We start from the raw sequence: 15,079 nt of genomic DNA, 5'->3' as shown, positions 1-15,079 counted from the left end.
CGGACGCGCCCGCCGACGACGAAGCAGACGTCGTGGGTGTCGCTCATGTGGTCGATGATCTGCTCGTCCTCCCGGTAGCGGCGCCATGCGCACTGGCGCGCGACCGAGGCCCGTTCCTGCGCGCCGAGCGGTCCGAGCAGGGCGATGGCGTCGAGGGACTGGACGGGCGGATGCTGGGGCTCGGTCACGGGGGTCATCCTTGGGATCTCGGGCGAAGCATACAGGGCGCTCCCGGGACGTAAAGCGCGATGCGGGCCGCGCCACCACTCCCATTGAGCCCGATGCCACCTTATATCAGTATGCACGCACGCCTCCTTTCGACGGTGATCCCCGTGACCGAGCCCTTCGAGCCGCAAGGCGCCGACCCGCAGCCCAGGGAGAAGGCGGCAAAACGCCGGAGACTTGGTTTCGGGGCGCGGCTGCGCGCCTACTTCCTGGCGGGAATCCTGGTCACGGCCCCGATCTCGCTGACCCTCTACCTGGCGTGGCTGTTCGTCGCGTTCGTGGATGATTCCGTCACGCCGCTGATCCCGGCGCGCTACAACCCCGAGACCTATCTTCCGTTCACGATCCCGGGGCTGGGCGTCGTGGTCGTGTTCGTGACCCTGACGCTGATCGGCATGCTGACGGCGGGCTACGTGGGGCGCCTGCTGGTCCGCGCGAGCGAGGGCATCCTCGCCCGCATGCCCGTGGTCCGCAGCGTCTACGGGGCGACGAAGCAGATCTTCGAGACGGTGCTCGCAAACCAGTCCCAGGCGTTCCGGGAGGTCGTGCTGATCGAGTACCCGCGCCGCGGCATCTGGGCGCTCGGCTTCATCACCGGCCACACCAAGGGCGAGGTCCAGAACCTGACCACCGACGACGTCGTCAACGTGTTCGTGCCGACGACGCCGAACCCGACCTCCGGGTTCCTGCTGTTCTTTCCCCGCTCGGACATCCACGTCCTGGACATGACGATCGAGGAAGGCATCAAGATGGTGGTGTCCGGCGGCATCGTCACGCCGCCGGACCGTCGGCCGCCCGAACAGCAGGTGCGTAAGGTGATCCCGCCCGTCATCGAGGCGGAGCAGCGGGTGCTGGTCGACGAGCGCGAGGCCGGCTGAAGGTAGTCGCTCAGGCGGGCCGCCGCTCCAATGCGAGCCGCACCGCCAGCGCGCCGAGGACGCCGGCCATGACCCAGCGCTGGGCCTTCAGCCAGGAGGGCCGGCCCGCGATCCAGGCGGCGGCCGAGCCCGCCGTCAGCACGATCGCGAGATTGACGGTGAAGCTGACCGTGATCTGCGTCAGGCCGAGAACGACGCTCTGGAGCAGGACGTGCCCGGCCGCCGGGTCCAGGAACTGCGGCAGCAGCGAGAGATAGAGCACCGCGATCTTCGGGTTGAGCAGGTTGGTCAGGAACCCCATCGCGAACAACCGGCGCGGCCGGTCCACGGGGAGGTCCAGGCGCGGCTCGAGCACCGAGCGGGCCCCCGGCCTGACGGCGCTCCAGGCCAGCCACAAGAGATAGGCGGCGCCGGCCCAGCGGATCGCCTCGTAGGCGAACGGGACCGCGAACAGCAGGGCCGTGAGCCCGAACGCCGCGCACAGCATGTAGAAAACGAAGCCGGCGATCACGCCGAGCAGCGAGACGAAGCCGGCCCGCCGGCCCTGGACGATCGAGCGCGACACCAGATAGATCATGTTCGGCCCGGGCGTCAGGACCATGCCGAGGGCGACGAGGGCGAACGCGGCGAGCGAGGTTGCGGCGATCACGGGGGCCGTACTCCGGTTGTGGGCTGCGCCTGCGACAGTGCTGCGGGCATAGCCTCGGTGCAATTCGTATATTGCTCTCGGTGCAAAGCGGGCATGTGCCGGGAACCGACGGCAGCCATGCGATATGGAGGTATCTTGTTCCTGCCGATAATCCCTACAATGCGGCTGCGCATTATCCGTACAATGGAGACGGCATGACGACGGAACACGGTCCCGGCGCCAGGAGCCCCTTCGGGCTGGGGATCAGGGGCCTTTGCCCGCGCTGCCACCAGGGGCGCATCTTCGCGGGATTCCTGAGGCTGGCGGAGAGATGCGACGTCTGCGGGCTCGATCTTTCCTTTGCGGACCCTGCCGACGGACCGGCGTTCTTCACGATGTCCATCGTGAGTTTCCCCGTGGTCGCCCTCGCCGCCTGGATGGAGATTTCCTTGGGCGTGCCGCTATGGATCAATCTCGCGGTGACGCTGACGCTCATGTTCGGCTCCTGCTGCGCCCTGCTGCGTCCCTTGAAGGGATGGCTCGTCTGCTCGCAGTACATCAACAAGGCCCAGGAGGGACGCCTCGCCGCACCGGACGAGGAGGCCGGCGACCGTCCGCGGCAGTAGCTCGTAAGTGGAACCGGAGTTTGCCTGGAAGCCCTACATTCCGATCCCATCCTTGGAAGGCAGCATGAAGAGGGGCGCTCCCCCGCCGGAATGGGTTCCCGAGATCACGACGTCCGGGCCCATCTACCTGGCGGTCGTCGAGGCCTTGGAAGCCGACATCGCGGCGGGCGTTCTGAACCCCGGCCAGCGCCTGCCGACGCACCGTTCCCTCGCGGCGGCGCTCGGCGTCGACCTGACCACGGTCACGCGCGCCTATGCCGAGGCGCGGCGCCGGGGGCTGATCGATGCCGAGGTCGGCCGCGGCACGTCCGTCCGTGCGTCGCCGGCGGCGGGGGCATCGGCCCGGGTCGAGACCGACCTCTCCATGAACATGCCGCCGCAGCCTCCGGCCGCGGCGATCCAGGTGAGGCTGGCGCGGACGATGGCGTCCGTATTGCGGCGCGGCGACCTGGCACGCCTCCTCAGCTACCACCCCGGCGGGGGCGGTCCCGCGGACAGGGCGGTCGGCGCGGCGTGGCTGGCCCCCCTGATCCCGGGCCTGGAGGCCGAGCGGGTGCTGCTGTCGGGCGGCGCGCAGGCGGCGATCATGGCGCTCCTCACCGCCGTCGCCCGGGCCGGCGACGTGATCCTCACGGAGGCCTTCACCTACCCCGGCCTGCTGGCCGCCGCCCGCCAGGCCGGCCTCCGCCTGCAGGGACTGCCCATGGATGAGGAGGGGCTGGTGCCGGATGCCCTGGACGAGGCATGCGAGCGCCTGGGGGCCAAGGTCCTCTACTGCATCCCGACGATCCAGAACCCGACCACCGCCACGATGTCGCTCGCGCGGCGCGAGGCGGTGGCGGCGGTCGCGCGGCGCCGTCGCCTCACGATCATCGAGGACGACGCGTATGGCCTGCTGCCGGCGGCGCCCCTCCCGCCGCTCGCCACCTTCGTTCCCGAGTCGACCTGGTATGTCTCGACCGTGTCGAAGTGCCTGTTCCCGGGCCTGCGGATCGCCTATGTGGTGGCGCCCGACGCGGTCCAGGCGCGCCGCGGCCAGGCCGCGCTGCGGGCGACGGCGCAGATGGCGCCGCCGCTGTCGGCCGCGGTGATCGCGCGGTGGGTTCCGGACGGCACGGCCAGGGCGATGCTGGACGCGATCCGGGCGGAAAGCCGCGAGCGCCAGCGGATGGCGGCATCGGTGCTGCCGGCGGGGTCGACGGCCGCGCATGCCGACGGCCATCACGTCTGGCTGCGGCTGCCCCAGGCGTGGAACGCGCCGGCCTTCGCCGAACAGGTCCGCCGCCTGGGGCTGGCGGTGGTCCCGGGGGCCTCCTTCGCCGCGGGTCCGGCGCCGGTCGAGGCCTTGCGCATCTCGCTGGGGGCGGCGCCCGACCGGGACGTCCTCGCGGGGGCCCTGGGCCGGATCGCCGCGGTGCTGGAACAGGAAGAGGGGCTGGCGCCGAGCGAAGTCGTCTGAGCGTGGGCCGCAAGCCCCTTGACCTCAACCAAAGTCGAGGTCTCATCACTCCTGCTCCGTCGAACGGCTTGGAGCACAGACCGATGAGCACCGGGATGCCCCGTGGCGCCCCCACCGCGGGGAAGGCCACGCTTCTCTTCGTCGCCACCCTCACCGTCATGTCGGCCGCAACCATCTCGCCGTCGCTGCCGTCCATCGAGGCGCATTTCGCCGGAACCCCCGACGTCGAGCTGCTGACCCGCTTCGTGCTGACGGTGCCGGCGCTCCTGATCGCGCTGTGCGCGCCGCTCGCGGGGAGCATCGCGGACCGGTTCGGCCGGCGGCGGCTGCTGATCGGCACGATCGTCCTCTACGGGTTCGCCGGCATGTCGGGGCTGGTGCTGGACACGCTCGAGGGCCTTCTCGTCGGCAGGGCGCTGCTGGGCATGGCCGTCGCGGGCATCATGACGACCGGGACGGCCCTCGCCGGCGACTATTTCCAAGGCAGGGAGCGGGACCGGTTCATGGGCCTGCAGGCGGCCTTCGTGGGGTTCGGCGGGCTCGTGTTCATAACGGGCGGCGGCCTGCTCGCCGAGATCCACTGGCGCGCGCCGTTCGCGGTCTACGGCATCGCGCTGGCGCTGGTGCCGGCCGTCATCCTCTACATCCGCGAGCCGTCGCGCCCGGCGCCGGGCGCCGACCCGGCATCGGACCGGCCAGCCGCCGGGGGGTGGCGGATCGCTGTGACGGCGGTCTTCGCGGCGGCGGCTCTCAACAGCGTCGCCTTCTACCTGATTCCGACCCAGCTTCCGTTCCTTCTCCAGGCCCTCGGCACCGAGTCGCCGAGCCAGGCCGGCCTCGCCATAGGTGCCCTCAACCTGGCGTCGGCCGGGTCCGCCCTCGTCTATGGCCGGGCGCGCGGCCGCGTCGGGATCATGGGCATGTTCGCCGCCGGCTTCGGCCTCATGGCCGCGGGCTACGGGCTCGTGGCGTCGGCGGAGTCCTATGCCGCCGTCGTGGTCGCCGTCGCGGTGTCGGGGCTCGGCCTGGGCACGATCATGCCCAGCCTGATGGCGGGCGCAATGGCCGCAGCACCGCTCGCGGTCCGTGGCCGCGTCGCCGGCGGGCTGACGGCGAGCATCTTCGTCGGCCAGTTCGTGTCGCCGCTGGTCAGTCAGCCCTGGATCGAAGCCTCCGGCTACCCGGCGGCGTTCGGGGGGACGGCGCTGGGCTTGGCCGCCATGGCGAGCGGGGCGGGCTTCCTCGCGGCGAGGTCGAGACGGGGAACGGTCCGGGTCAGCCCGATCTGAGATAGCGGACGGCCTGGTCGCGTTCGAACAGGTAGAGCAGGGTCCTCAGCGCCTCGCCGCGGGGGCTCTTGAGTTCCGGGTCCCGCTCCAGGACCAGGCGGGCGTCGTCGCGGGCCACCTCGAGCAGTTCCGAATGGTGGGCGAGGTCGGCGAGGCGGAACTCCGGCATGCCGCTCTGGCGCGTGCCCAGCACCTCGCCGGCGCCGCGAAGCTTCAGGTCCTCCTCGGCGATACGGAACCCGTCCTCGGTGTCGCGCATGATCGCGAGGCGCGAACGCGCGGTCTCGCCCAGCGGCTGGTCGAACAGCAGCAGGCAGGTTGAGGCGCCGGTGCCGCGGCCGACGCGGCCGCGGAGCTGGTGGAGCTGGGCGAGGCCGAAGCGCTCGGCGTGCTCGATCACCATGACCGTCGCCGCGGGCACGTCGACGCCCACCTCGATCACGGTGGTCGCGACCAGCACGTCGAGCGCGCCTTCGGCGAAGGCCGCCATCACGGCGTCCTTTTCCGCCGCCTTCATCTTGCCGTGGACGAGCCCGACCCGGGCGCCGAACACCTCGCGCAGATGGGCGTAGCGGTCGGTGGCGGCGGCAATGTCGACCTGCTCCGACTCCTCCACCAGCGGGCAGACCCAGTAGGCCCGCGCGCCCTCCGCGACCTTGCGCGCGACGCCGGACACGACGTCGCCGAGCCGGTCGAGCGCGATCGTGCGGGTCACGACCGGCTGGCGGCCGGGCGGCTTCTCGGTCAGGCGCGACACGTCCATGTCGCCATAGGCGGTCAGGGTCAGGGTGCGGGGGATCGGCGTCGCCGTCATCACCAGGATGTCGACGGCCCGGCCCTTGGCCGAGAGCTGGAGGCGCTGGTGGACGCCGAAGCGGTGCTGCTCGTCGATGACGGCGAGCGCCAGGTCGCGGAAGGCCACGTCCTCCTGGAACAGGGCGTGCGTTCCGACCAGGATGCCGATACGGCCTTCGGCCAGGCGCTCCAGCAGCGCCGCCCGCGCCTTGCCCTTGTCGCGGCTGGTCAGCACCGCGACCTCGACCCCGGCGGCGGCCGCGAGCGGGGCCAGCGTGTCGTGATGCTGGCGGGCGAGGATCTCGGTCGGCGCCATCAGCGCCGCCTGGCCCCCGGCCTCGACGGCGTTCAGCATCGCCAGCAGCGCCACCAGCGTCTTGCCGCTGCCGACGTCGCCCTGGAGGAGGCGGAGCATGCGCCGGTCCGACGCCATGTCCGTCTCGATCTCCGCGACCGCACGGAGCTGGGCGCCTGTCGGCGCGAAGGGCAGGGAGGCCAGGACAGCGGCACGCAGCTCCCCGTGCCCGGCGACGGCGCGGCCGGAGATGCGGCGCTGATGCTCGCGCACGAGCGCCAGGGCGAGCTGGTTAGCCAGCAGCTCGTCGAAGGCGAGGCGCGCGCGCGCCGGCGCCATGGCGTCGACGGCCGCCTCGTCGCCGGGCGAATGGGCGAGGCGGACCGACTCGCGCCAGGACGGCCAGGCGCGGCGCTGCAGCCAGTGCGGGTCGAGCCATTCCGGAAGGTCGGGGGCCGCCGCGACGGCCGACAGCACCGCCTTGCGCAGCGTCTTCGGCGTCAGCCCCGCGGTGAGCGGGTACACCGGCTCGACCATCTCGACCTGGCCCGCGGCCTCGGCCGGGCTGACGTGGTCGGGATGCACGATCTGGGGACGGCCGTTGAACCATTCGACGCGGCCGGACACCACCATCTCGGCGCCGATCGGCAACAGCTTGCCGAGCCAGTCGGCACGGCCGCGGAAATAGGCGAGCTCGATCGTGCCGCTCTCGTCCGAGGCCAGGACCCGGTAGGGCTGGCGCGTGCTCGGCGGGACGAGGTGCTGGTCGATGCGGACCGTGAGCGTGCAGATCCGCCCGTCCGGCGCCTCGGCGACCTTCGGCGCGAAGTGGCGGTCGATCAGGCCCGTCGGCAGGTGCCACAACAGGTCGACGACGTGCGGGCCCGCCAGCTTTTCAGCCAGGCGGCCGAGCTTGGGGCCGAGACCCTTCAGGGTGCCGACCGGCGCGAACAGGGGATACAGGATCGATGGGCGCAAGGGTCGTGATCTCGAAACGGGCGCCCCATGGTGACAGGACCGCGCAGGGGCTCTATATCGTAGGACGTTTCGTATCAAGAGCCACATGCCCATGTCGACCGAGACGACCGCAGACGCGACGGAGATCCGCCGCAAGCGGCTGACCTTCCGGAGCTGGCACCGCGGCACCCGCGAAGCCGACCTGATCATGGGGCGCTTCGCGGACCGCTACGTGCCGGGCTTCACGCCCGAGCAGCTCGACCGCTACGAGCGGCTGCTCGAATTGAGCGACCCGGACGTCTACAACTGGATGACGGGGCGCGAGCCGGTCCCGGCCGAGCACGACAGCGACGTCATGCGGCTGCTGGTCGCCTCCGCCTTCTCTCCCGAGAAATACTGATCGTCCTCCCTTGGCCAAGATCCATCTCGATCCGGGAACGCCCGGCCGGCTGCTGATCGCCGGAACGCCGGAAGGCCACGACGCCCGGGTGCTCGCCGACCTGGCGAAGCGGGGCCCGCTCGTCCATGTGGCGCTCGACGACGTCCGGCTCGCCAAGCTGGCCGAGACGCTCGCCTTCTTCGCGCCGGAACTGGAGGTCGTTCAGTTCCCGGCCTGGGACTGCCTTCCCTACGACCGCGTGTCGCCGAACGGCGAGATCGCGAGCCGCCGGGTCGACGCGCTGACCAGGCTGCTCTCCCCGGCCGCGGACGCGGCACCGCGCCTGGTGCTGACGACCGTCAACGCGGTCGTCCAGAAGGTCCCGCCCCGCTCGGCGTTCGGGAACGCCGCCTTCGTCGCGCGGGTCGGCGGCCGGGTCGACGTCGATGCGCTCCAGCGCTATCTCGCCGACAACGGCTACACCCGGGCGCAGACCGTGCGCGAGCCCGGCGAGTACGCGGTCCGCGGCGGCATCGTCGACCTGTTCCCGCCCGGGACCGACGAGCCGCTGCGCCTCGACCTGTTCGGCGACGAGCTCGAGGGGGTGCGCCGGTTCGATCCCATGAGCCAGCGCACGACCGAGAAATGCGACGGGTTCACGCTGAAGCCCGTCTCCGAGGTGTTCCTGGACGAGGCTTCGGTGCACCGGTTCCGCGCCGGGTACCGCGAGCTGTTCGGGGCCGTGCTCGACGACGATCCGCTGTACGAGGCGGTCAGCGCCGGGCGCAAGCACGCGGGGATGGAGCACTGGCTGCCGCTGTTCCACGGCGCGATGGACACGCTGCTCGACTACCTGCCCGGTGCCGCCGTCACCCTCGATCCCCAGGCCGACGAAGCCTGCGAGGCACGGTTCCAGCAGATCGCCGACTTCCACCATGCCCGCCAGATGCTGCAGCAGACCGAGCGCAAGGCGAGCGTCCCGGTCTACAAGCCGCTGCCGTCGCACATGCTCTATCTCGACCGCGCGGCCTGGGACGCGGTGCTGGCTGGGCGCGCTATCGGCCAGCTCTCGCCCTTCGCGCTGCCGGAGGGTGCCGCGGAGGGGGTGGACGCCGGCGGGCGCCGCGGGCGCGACTTCTCCGACGCCCGCGCGCTGCCGGGCGTAAACGTGTTCGACGCGGTCAAGGCCTTCATCCAGGAGGTCCAGCGCGCCGACCGCCGGGTGCTGGTGGCGGCCTACAGCATCGGCGCCCGGGACCGGCTGCTGACGGTGCTGCGCGAGCACGGCATCGACCGGCTGGAGGTGGCCGAGAGCTGGGACGCCGCCCGCCGGCTCGACCGCCGCAGCGCGGCGCTGGTCGTGCTGGGCATCGAATCGGGCTTCTCCGCCAGCGACCTGCAGGTCGTCACGGAGCAGGACATCCTCGGCGACCGACTGGTGCGGCCGGCCAAGAAGCGCCGGCGCGCCGCCAACTTCATCGCCGAGCTGTCGACCCTCAACGAGGGCGACTTCGTCGTCCATGTCGACCACGGCATCGGCCGCTTCGACGGGCTGGAGACGATCGCGGTGTCGGGCGCGCCGCACGACTGCCTGCGCATCCTCTACGAGGGCGGGGACAAGCTGTACCTGCCGGTCGAGAACCTGGAGCTGCTGTCGCGCTACGGCTCGGACGAGGCGGGGGCGCAGCTCGACCGGCTCGGCGGGACGGCGTGGCAGGCGCGCAAGGCCCGGGTCAAGAAGCGGATCATGGACATGGCCGACGGGCTGATCCGCATCGCGGCCGAGCGCGAGCTGCGCACGGCGGAGGCGGTCACCGCGCCGGACGGCATGTATGCCGAGTTCGCCGCACGCTTCCCCTATCCCGAGACCGAGGACCAGCTCCGCGCGATCGAGGACGTGATGGGGGACCTGCAGTCCGGCCGGCCGATGGACCGGCTGGTGTGCGGCGACGTCGGGTTCGGCAAGACCGAGGTCGCGCTGCGCGCCGCGTTCCTGGCGGCGATGGCCGGCCTGCAGGTCGCGGTCGTCGTGCCGACGACCCTGCTGGCGCGCCAGCACCACCGCAGCTTCGAGCGGCGCTTCGCCGGCCTGCCGGTGCGCGTCGGCCAGTTGTCGCGCATGGTGCCGGCGAAGGAGCAGAAGCAGGTCAAGGACGGGCTGGCCGCGGGGACGGTCGACATCGTGGTCGGCACGCACGCGCTGCTGTCCAAGACGGTGACGTTCAAGCATCTCGGCCTCGTGATCGTCGACGAGGAGCAGCATTTCGGGGTCAAGCAGAAGGAGCGGCTGAAGGAGCTCCGGGCCGACGTGCACGTGCTGACGCTGACCGCGACGCCGATCCCGCGGACGCTGCAGATGGCGCTGGCCGGGGTGCGCGAGCTGAGCCTGATCGCGACGCCGCCGGTGGACCGCCTGGCCGTGCGCACCTTCGTGCTCCCCTTCGACCCGGTCGTGATCCGCGAGGCCATCCTGCGCGAGCACTACCGCGGCGGCCAGACCTTCTACGTCTGCCCGCGGCTGGAGGACCTGCCGCGCGTCCAGGAGCGCCTGGCCGAGCTGGTGCCCGAGGTCAAGGTCGTCGTCGCCCACGGGCAGTTGGCGGCCACCCAGCTCGAGGAGGTGATGACCGCCTTCGACGAGGGCCAGTACAACGTCCTGCTGTCGACCAACATCGTCGAGAGCGGGCTCGACATCCCGAACGCCAACACGCTGATCATCCACCGCGCCGACATGTTCGGGCTGGCCCAGCTCTACCAGCTCCGCGGCCGGGTCGGGCGGGCGAAGGTCCGCGGCTACGCCTACCTGACCTACGCCCCGCGCACGGTGCTGACCCAGACCGCCCAGCAGCGGCTGCACGTGATCGAGACGCTGGACAGCCTGGGCGCCGGCTTCCAACTCGCGAGCCACGACATGGACATCCGGGGCGCCGGCAACCTGCTGGGCGAGGAGCAGTCCGGGCACGTCAAGGAGGTGGGGGTCGAACTCTACCAGCACATGCTGGAGGAGGCGGTGGCCGCCGCGCGGGCGGGCGGGCTGGACGGCGCGTCGGGCGGGCCGGACGCCACCTGGACGCCCAACATCAATCTCGGCATGCCGGTGCTGATCCCGGAAGCCTACGTGGCGGACCTGAACGTCCGCCTCGGGCTGTACCGGCGGCTGGCGGACCTCGTCGACCGGGCCGAGATCGACGGCTTCGCGGCCGAGCTGATCGACCGCTTCGGCCCGCTGCCGCGTGAGGTCGAGAACCTGCTGCAGGTGATCGCGATCAAGCAGTTGTGCCGGCAGGCTAATATCGAGCGGGTGGACGCCGGGCCCAAGGGGGCGCTGCTGTCCTTCCGCAACAACACCTTCGGCCATCCCGACCGGCTGGTGCGCTACCTGTCGGAGCAGGCCGGGACCGCGAAGCTGCGCCCGGACTTCAAGATCGTCTACACCCGGACATGGGACGAGGCGGCGCAGCGGGTCGCGGGCGTCCACCGGCTGATGCAGGACCTCGCCAAGCTGGCTGCCTGACGCGGATGGCTCGAAGGCGGGCGGATCGGGGGCGGGCGGCTCAGACGGCCGTGCCCAGCACCGTCTCGCCGTCCGCGGCGAGGTCGAGGAAGGGCAGGAAGGCGACCGGCTCCTGCGCGCCGGACAGCGCGTAGCGCCGGTCGAACACGAAGCAGGGGACGGCCTGGATGCCGAGCTGGCGGGCGACGGACTGCGAGGCGCGCACGGCGGCGGAATCCGCCCCGTCGCCGAGGTGGCACAGCGCCTCGTCCCCGTCGAGCCCGATCTCGGCGGCGGCGGCGGCCAGCACCTCGCGGTCGCCGATGTCGGCGCCCTCCACGAAATAGGCCTGGAACAGCCGCGAGGTGAGCCGGTCCGCCAGGCCCCTGCGCTCGGCGAAGCGGACGAGGCGGTGGGCGTCGAAGGTGTTGGGCGTCCTGCGGATGCGGTCGAGGGCGATCGGCAGCCCGTCGCGGGCGGCCGTCTCCTCGATCACCGAGTAGATCTGGCGGGCGCGCTCGACCCCGCCGAACTTCGCCGCGAGATAGGCCGTGCGGTCCAGGCCCGCCATCGGCATGTCGGGGTTGAGCTCGAAAGGTTGCCAGCGCCGCTCGACCGGGACGTGGGGCCTGTCGGCCAGCGCGCGTTCGAGGCGGTGCTTGCCGATGTAGCACCAGGGGCAGACCAGGTCGCTGAAGATTTCTAGCAGCATGGTCGGCATTATAGACGCTGGGCGCCGGGATGGCAGCGCCCTCGTACGTCGCCGCCCCGCGGGTCAAGCATTTGTTAACTCCGGCACCGGAACACTGGCCTTTCCGGCGAGGGAGTGCCAGCTGTCATGTCCGATTCTTACGTCGCCGCCAAGATCCGCGAGGCCGTGGCCGCAGCGGAGGGCAGCCGCGCGCGCGCGCAGCGCATCCTGCTGACCTGGGCGCAGACCGACGACCGGCTTCTCAGGGGGCTCGCGGCGCCGTTCATGAAGGCGATCGTGACCGGCGCGGTCGAGCGTGCGACGCGCCCGGTCCGCAACGGGGCGTCGGGCGGCCAGCAGCAGCTGAGCCCGGAAGCGCTCGACCTCGTGCTCGCGAAGCTGGCGAGCCGCGAGGGTGGGCCGCCACCCGCGCGCAGCGCGTCGGCGGGCCCGACCGGCGGCGACACGGCGCGCGGCATCGTCCTGGGCACGCTGAACCCGGCGCCGGCGACCAAGGCCGGGGACCGGCACGTCCAGACGATGAAGGCGCTCGCCGCCCTCTACAAGCGCCGCCGCGGCGACTGAGGCAACGGGCTCAGGGCGCCCCGGCCTGCCGGACGACCTGGCGCCGGAACTGCCCGCCGACCGCGGCGGGATTGCCGCCATGGGGGTCCGGCGTCGCGAGGCACTCCACGTCCGCCAGCGTCCGGTAGCAATAGAGCGGCTCGCTCGTCACCTCCAGCGCCGGCGGGTGGGGACGGCAATACGTGCGGTCCCGCTCGTAGGCGACGATGCTGCAGTCCTCGCCGGTCGCGAGCGACACCGCGTGGTCGGTAACGGTCTTGTCGGTCGCCACGAGGACGCTCGTGGACGCCGCGAGGACCGCGAGCTCGGACGCGCCGCAGCCCGCGACGAGCATCGCCAGGGCGCCGAGCAGGGCAGGGCGGATCAGCGCAGCAGCACGCATTGGCGCATCCTGCACTGGACCAGCACCGCGAGCCCTTCCGTGCCTGCGCATTCGACCCGGTAGACCGTCTCGCCGGCATTGCCGACCGTGCGCCGGACCTCCTCGATCCTGGAGGGCGGGCAGTTGGCGGCGACCGCCACGTCGCGGGCTTCGGCCTGCGAAGCCGAGGCCGGAAGGGTGGGGCAGAGCAGGGCGAGCATGAATGCCGCCGACGCCGCCCATCGTCTCCCTTTCATGCGGGTCCCTCCTCGCGCCCGGCCGGTGGGCGCATCCGTCTCTTCCGATTTTGGCGCCGCCGCGTTAAGAAAAGGAGAACTTCCGGCACGGTATTGATGGCCGCTCCGCAGCGGCCCGCCGGGGCGGACTCGAAGAAACGCTCGCAAGCCCTTGTTTTCCCTAGGGGCGGGGCAGGAAGCTTTCCGGGCTTGGAGTTGTCCCGGGGTTATCCACAGGGCATTCCACCCACAGGTTATCCACAGCCTCGGATTCCCACAGGTTATCCACAGGCCTTTTGCGCACACCTTATCCACAGCGGGCGGGCTGAGATTTAATGCCTGTTGCCGCCAAGCCACATATCCGGGAGAGGGATCGACCTGCCGCTGGGAAGCGGATACGATCCTGAGCAGTTGGATACGAATATCCGGACGTGGATATGGATACGGAAATGGGTGGAGAGCGTATCCGGGCACTGCGGCAGGCGCGGGGGTGGTCCCTGCAGCAACTCGCGGACCGGGTCGGCGCGTCCAAGCCTCAGATCGACAAGTTGGAGCGCGGCTCCCGGCGGCTGACCGGGGACTGGATACGGCGCGTTGCCGAGGCTTTGGAGGTCGAGCCGGAGGCATTGTCGGCATCCGGTCCTCCGGCCGCACGGGTGGATACGCGGCAACGGCGACCGGAACCGGCAGCGACTCCCCGGCTATCCGAGCCGGACACGGCCGGCCGACCGGCGCCGGATACGGCCGGATATGAAACTGGATACGGCGCCGGATACGAGCTTGGATACAGCGGGCCCGCCGTATCCGTGATGACGGATACGGATACGAACTTGGATACGTTGCCGCTGCGTGGATTCGGTCGCTACAGCGTCCGCAATGGAGACGCCGTCGGTATCTTCGTGGAGACGGCCGAGGCGCCGGAGCGGGTCTGGCGCCCGGCGCCGCTGTCGGGCATCTCCGGGGCCTATGCGGTCCGCATGCCGAACGGGGACATGGCGCCGAAATACGAGGCGGGACAGCTTCTGTTCGTCCACCCCTACCGCACGCCGAGGGCCGGCGACGCGGTCGTCGTCCGCCTGGCGGGAGGACGGTTCCTCGTCGGGCGGCTGGCGCCGTCGCGCGGAGCCGCGGGGGTGACGGTCGCGATCCTGCATCCCGGACGGGAGATCCGTCTCGAGGCGGACGGCGTGGTGGCCGTGGAGAGGGTGATCCTGGCCGAGGAGCCCTGACGGGCGGCGGCTCCGGGAAGCCGCCGCCGCAGGCGAGGGAGAGCGGGCGCCGGCCACCCGGCCGGCGGTCCGTTACCCGCGGAACAGGCCGAGCAGCGACTGGGGCGCCTGGTTCGCGATCGACAGGGCCTGGGAGGCGAGCTGCTGCTTTACCTGCAGGGCCTGGAGCATCGCGCTCTCCTTCGCCAGGTCGGCGTCGACGATCGCGCCCAGGCCGGTCTTCGTCGCGTCGTTGATGGCGCTGTTGAAGTTGATCTGGTTGGTCACGCGGCGCGAGTCCGCCGCGAGCTGGTTCATGGAGCGGCCGAGGTTCGTCTCGGCGGTGCCGAGCGCGCCGGTCGAGCCGATCAGGCCCGCGGCCGCGGTGTAGGTGTTGGCGGCGCTGAGCTGGCTGTAGACGTTGGACATCAGGTTCTGGGCGGAGATCGTGATGTTGCCGCCGTCGACGTTCGAGATGAGCGACTGGTTGGCGCTCGTGTTGATCAGGGTGACGTTGTTGTACTTGGCGTCCTGGATGAACGACAGGATGTCGCTCTTCAGCGTCGCGTACTGGTTCTCGTAGTTGGTGCGGTCGGCGTCGGTCAATGCCTGGTCGGCCAGCTTGGTCAGCACCGAGCGGATGTCGATCAGCGTCTTCGAGATGTTCTCGCCCGCCTTCACCGCCACGTCGATCATGCCCTTGCCGACCGAGAGGCGTTCGTTGACCGCGCCGAGGGCGGCCATGTCGCCGCGCAGGCCCTGGGCGACGGCATAGGAGGCGCCGTCGTCATAGGCGTCGGAGACGTTGTAGCCGGTGCTGATGCGCTTGTTGGTGGCGGTCAACGCGTCGCCGACGTTGTTGAGGTTCCGCAGCGCCACCATCGCGCCGATGTTGGTATTGATCGAGTTCGACATGGGTTTCTCCCCTCGCAGGATGTTCGCTCGGGCATAGGGGAAAACAAGTTCCGTGCCAC

The 15,079-nt window shown here is 71.0% G+C and carries 14 protein-coding genes and 2 pseudogenes; 9 read left to right on the top strand and 7 right to left on the bottom strand.

Features of this window, described 5'->3' with window-relative positions; all coding sequences use genetic code 11:
• Positions 1-188: pseudogene (locus VGO20_RS10755) on the bottom strand (Crp/Fnr family transcriptional regulator); the annotation flags it as partial.
• Positions 189-332: 144 nt separating this feature from the next.
• Here VGO20_RS10755 and VGO20_RS10750 point away from each other — a divergent pair.
• Complete coding sequence (locus VGO20_RS10750) at positions 333-1,103, top strand: DUF502 domain-containing protein (RefSeq protein ID WP_414639794.1); 771 nt, start codon at positions 333-335, stop codon at positions 1,101-1,103.
• 10 nt (positions 1,104-1,113) lie between these two features.
• On the opposite strand, the gene VGO20_RS10745 is transcribed toward VGO20_RS10750, so the two are convergent.
• Positions 1,114-1,752, bottom strand: a complete 639-nt coding sequence (locus VGO20_RS10745; protein WP_327502333.1) for a LysE family translocator — start codon at positions 1,750-1,752, stop codon at positions 1,114-1,116.
• 194 nt (positions 1,753-1,946) lie between these two features.
• Here VGO20_RS10745 and VGO20_RS10740 point away from each other — a divergent pair, with 194 nt between their 5' ends.
• From VGO20_RS10740 to VGO20_RS10730, 3 genes are all read left to right on the top strand, one after another.
• Complete coding sequence (locus VGO20_RS10740) at positions 1,947-2,357, top strand: DUF983 domain-containing protein (protein WP_327502332.1); 411 nt, start codon at positions 1,947-1,949, stop codon at positions 2,355-2,357.
• A gap of 64 nt (positions 2,358-2,421) precedes the next feature.
• Positions 2,422-3,816 carry an aminotransferase-like domain-containing protein gene (locus VGO20_RS10735; protein ID WP_327502331.1) on the top strand — a complete coding sequence of 465 codons (1,395 nt, stop codon included), beginning with the start codon at positions 2,422-2,424 and terminating at the stop codon, positions 3,814-3,816.
• 83 nt (positions 3,817-3,899) lie between these two features.
• On the top strand, positions 3,900-5,105 hold the full coding sequence (locus VGO20_RS10730) for an MFS transporter (protein WP_327502330.1): 1,206 nt from the start codon (positions 3,900-3,902) through the stop codon (positions 5,103-5,105).
• On the opposite strand, the gene recG is transcribed toward VGO20_RS10730, so the two are convergent.
• Positions 5,092-7,173 (bottom strand): ATP-dependent DNA helicase RecG, encoded by a 2,082-nt coding sequence (recG, locus tag VGO20_RS10725; protein WP_327502329.1) that lies wholly within the window; start codon positions 7,171-7,173, stop codon positions 5,092-5,094. The genes VGO20_RS10730 and recG overlap by 14 nt on opposite strands.
• 85 nt (positions 7,174-7,258) lie before the next feature.
• Here recG and VGO20_RS10720 point away from each other — a divergent pair, with 85 nt between their 5' ends.
• The gene (locus VGO20_RS10720) at positions 7,259-7,552 is read left to right on the top strand and encodes an FAD assembly factor SdhE (RefSeq protein WP_327502328.1); all 294 of its coding nucleotides are present in this window, start codon (positions 7,259-7,261) and stop codon (positions 7,550-7,552) included.
• A 10-nt stretch (positions 7,553-7,562) separates the two neighbouring features.
• The gene (gene mfd / locus VGO20_RS10715) at positions 7,563-11,045 is read left to right on the top strand and encodes a transcription-repair coupling factor (protein ID WP_327502327.1); all 3,483 of its coding nucleotides are present in this window, start codon (positions 7,563-7,565) and stop codon (positions 11,043-11,045) included.
• A gap of 40 nt (positions 11,046-11,085) precedes the next feature.
• Here mfd and VGO20_RS10710 read toward each other — a convergent pair whose 3' ends face one another.
• Positions 11,086-11,736, bottom strand: coding sequence for a DsbA family oxidoreductase (locus tag VGO20_RS10710; RefSeq protein WP_327502326.1), 651 nt, complete (start codon positions 11,734-11,736; stop codon positions 11,086-11,088).
• 126 nt (positions 11,737-11,862) lie between these two features.
• On the opposite strand from VGO20_RS10710, the gene VGO20_RS10705 reads away from it, so the two are divergent.
• Positions 11,863-12,300 carry a hypothetical protein gene (locus tag VGO20_RS10705; protein WP_327502325.1) on the top strand — a complete coding sequence of 146 codons (438 nt, stop codon included), beginning with the start codon at positions 11,863-11,865 and terminating at the stop codon, positions 12,298-12,300.
• A 10-nt stretch (positions 12,301-12,310) separates the two neighbouring features.
• On the opposite strand, the gene VGO20_RS10700 is transcribed toward VGO20_RS10705, so the two are convergent.
• Both VGO20_RS10700 and VGO20_RS10695 read right to left on the bottom strand, forming a co-directional pair.
• Complete coding sequence (locus VGO20_RS10700; RefSeq protein WP_327502324.1) at positions 12,311-12,682, bottom strand: hypothetical protein; 372 nt, start codon at positions 12,680-12,682, stop codon at positions 12,311-12,313.
• A complete protein-coding gene (locus tag VGO20_RS10695) occupies positions 12,664-12,918 on the bottom strand; it encodes a hypothetical protein (protein WP_327502323.1) in 255 nt (84 codons plus the stop codon). Before VGO20_RS10695 ends, VGO20_RS10700 begins: the two co-directional genes overlap by 19 nt.
• Before the next feature lie 416 nt (positions 12,919-13,334).
• Between VGO20_RS10695 and VGO20_RS28620 the strand changes: the two are divergent.
• Both VGO20_RS28620 and VGO20_RS10690 read left to right on the top strand, forming a co-directional pair.
• Positions 13,335-13,514: pseudogene (locus VGO20_RS28620) on the top strand (helix-turn-helix domain-containing protein); the annotation flags it as partial.
• Positions 13,515-13,727: 213 nt separating this feature from the next.
• Complete coding sequence (locus VGO20_RS10690) at positions 13,728-14,126, top strand: S24 family peptidase (protein WP_327502322.1); 399 nt, start codon at positions 13,728-13,730, stop codon at positions 14,124-14,126.
• A 72-nt stretch (positions 14,127-14,198) separates the two neighbouring features.
• Here VGO20_RS10690 and VGO20_RS10685 read toward each other — a convergent pair whose 3' ends face one another.
• A complete protein-coding gene (locus tag VGO20_RS10685; RefSeq protein WP_327502321.1) occupies positions 14,199-15,020 on the bottom strand; it encodes a flagellin in 822 nt (273 codons plus the stop codon).
• Positions 15,021-15,079 lie beyond the last annotated feature (59 nt).

The organism is Arenibaculum sp., from assembly GCF_035998295.1.
Classification (GTDB): Bacteria; Pseudomonadota; Alphaproteobacteria; order Azospirillales; family Azospirillaceae; genus DASYHS01.
The sequence above is the reverse complement of the archived record's forward strand: the minus strand, read 5'-3'. Positions and strand labels throughout refer to the sequence as shown.